The sequence below is a fragment of the Micrococcus sp. HG099 genome (assembly GCF_024723355.1).
Classification (GTDB): domain Bacteria; phylum Actinomycetota; class Actinomycetes; order Actinomycetales; family Micrococcaceae; genus Micrococcus; species Micrococcus endophyticus.
In genome coordinates this window covers 1-1965 of sequence record NZ_JANQCJ010000221.1, presented here as the reverse complement: position 1 = coordinate 1965, position 1965 = coordinate 1, and the positions used below count along the sequence as shown (strand labels likewise).

Here is a 1965-nt window from a genome sequence, read left to right as displayed (position 1 = left end):
CTCCCCCGCCGCCGAGCAGCGCCGCGTGGAGCGCGGCGGGCAGCCCGAGGCGGACCGCCCGGCCGTCCACGTCCACGGTGAGCTCGACGCGTGCGTCGTCCGGGGCGGCCGCGGCGAGGTGCTCGGAGGGCTCGAGGTCCGCCGCGAAGTCGGACTCGATCCAGGCGGTGTGGACCCCGAGCCCCTCCGGGCCCGCGAAGTCCGGGTGCTCCAGGACCGCCCGGTGGAACGGCGCCACGGTGGGCACGCCGGCGACGCGCAGCTCGGCCAGGGCGTCGCGGGCGCGAGCCAGGGCCTGCGGGCGGTCCTCGCCCCACACGATCAGCTTGGCCAGGAGCGAGTCGTACTCCCCGGGCACGGCGGAGCCGGTGCGCACGCCGGAGTCCATGCGCAGGCCCGGTCCGGTGGGCGCCTCGAACGCTGTCACGCGGCCGGGCACGGGCAGGAAGCCCAGGGCCGGGTCCTCCGCGGTCAGGCGGAACTCCACGGCGTGCCCGCGCGGGGCCGGGTCCTCGGCGAGGCCCAGCCGCTCCCCCGCGGCGATGCGGAACTGCTCGCACACGAGGTCCAGGCCTGTGGTCGCCTCGGTGACGGGGTGCTCCACCTGCAGGCGGGTGTTCACCTCGAGGAAGCTGACCGTCCCGTCCGCGGCCACGAGGAACTCCACGGTCCCGGCGCCCGTGTACCCGGCCTCGACGCAGATCCGACGCGCGGACTCATGGATGGACGCGCGCTGGGCGTCCGTGAGGAACGGGGCCGGGGCCTCCTCCACGAGCTTCTGGCCGCGGCGCTGCAGGGAGCAGTCCCGGGTGCCCACCACGACGACGGCGCCGTGCGCGTCCGCCAGCACCTGCGCCTCCACGTGGCGCGGCCGCTCCAGGAACCGCTCGACGAAGCACTCCCCGCGGCCGAAGGCGGCGACGGCCTCGCGGGTGGCCGCGGCGAACGCCTCCTCCACGTCCTCCAGCTCGCGGACCACCCGGATGCCGCGCCCGCCGCCGCCGAACGCGGCCTTCACGACGATCGGCAGCCCGTGCTCCTCGGCGAAGGCCCGCGCCTGCGCGGGCGAGGCCACGGGCCCGTCCGTGCCGGGCACGAGCGGGGCGCCGGCGGCCCGGGCGATCGCGCGGGCGGTGATCTTGTCCCCCAGCGCGGCGATGGCCTCCGGGGGCGGGCCGATCCAGGTGAGGCCGGCGTCGATCACGGCGCGGGCGAAGTCCGCGTTCTCCGAGAGGAAGCCGTAGCCGGGGTGCACGGCGTCGGCGCCGGCGCGGCGGGCGACGTCCAGCAGGGCCCGCTGGTCCAGGTAGGTCTCGGCCGACGTGCGGCCCGGGAGCCGGTGGGCCTCGTCGGCGACGGCCACGTGGAGCGCGTCGGCGTCCGGGTCCGAGTACACCGCCACGGAGCGCAGGCCGTGGTCTCGGCAGGCGCGGGCCACGCGCACGGCGATCTCGCCCCGGTTGGCGATGAGGATCGTGGTGGGCTGGGGCACGGCTCAGGCCTCCTGGGTGGGGTCGGCGGGCGGGACGGGGACGAGGCGCACGCGGGCGCCGGGGGGCAGCTGGGCGGCGGCGCCGAGGTCCTCGGGGACGACGACGGCGATCACCGGGTAGCCGCCCGTGACGGGGTGGTCGGCGAGGAAGAGCACGGGCTCCCCCGAGGGCGGCACCTGCAGCGCGCCGGCGGTCACGCCCTCGGAGGCGAGCTCGCCGTCGCGGGCGCGGGCGAGCGTCCGGCCGCCCGCGGGGGCGGCCAGGCGGACGCCGATGCGGTCCGTCTGGGAGGTGACCTCCCACTCCTGCGCGGTGAGGCGCGCGAGGGAGGCGGCGTCGAACCAGTCCTCGCGCGGGCCGAGGAGCACGCGCAGGACGGTGACCGCGCCCGCGCGCGGGGTGACGCGCAGGGCGGCCTCGGCCTCGCCCACGAGGGCGCGGCCGGGGTCGGCGCGGCGGGGCAGGTCCGCAC

At 78.4% G+C, this 1965-nt stretch carries 1 protein-coding gene and 1 pseudogene; both read right to left on the bottom strand.

Annotation, left to right across the window (positions count from 1 at the left end):
* Positions 1–1492, bottom strand: a 1492-nt coding sequence (locus NWP10_RS11760) for an acetyl/propionyl/methylcrotonyl-CoA carboxylase subunit alpha (RefSeq protein ID WP_258301024.1), incomplete at its 3' end; no start/stop codon positions are given.
* Positions 1493–1495: 3 nt separating this feature from the next.
* Positions 1496–1965 (bottom strand): annotated as a pseudogene (locus NWP10_RS11755) (biotin-dependent carboxyltransferase family protein); the annotation flags it as partial.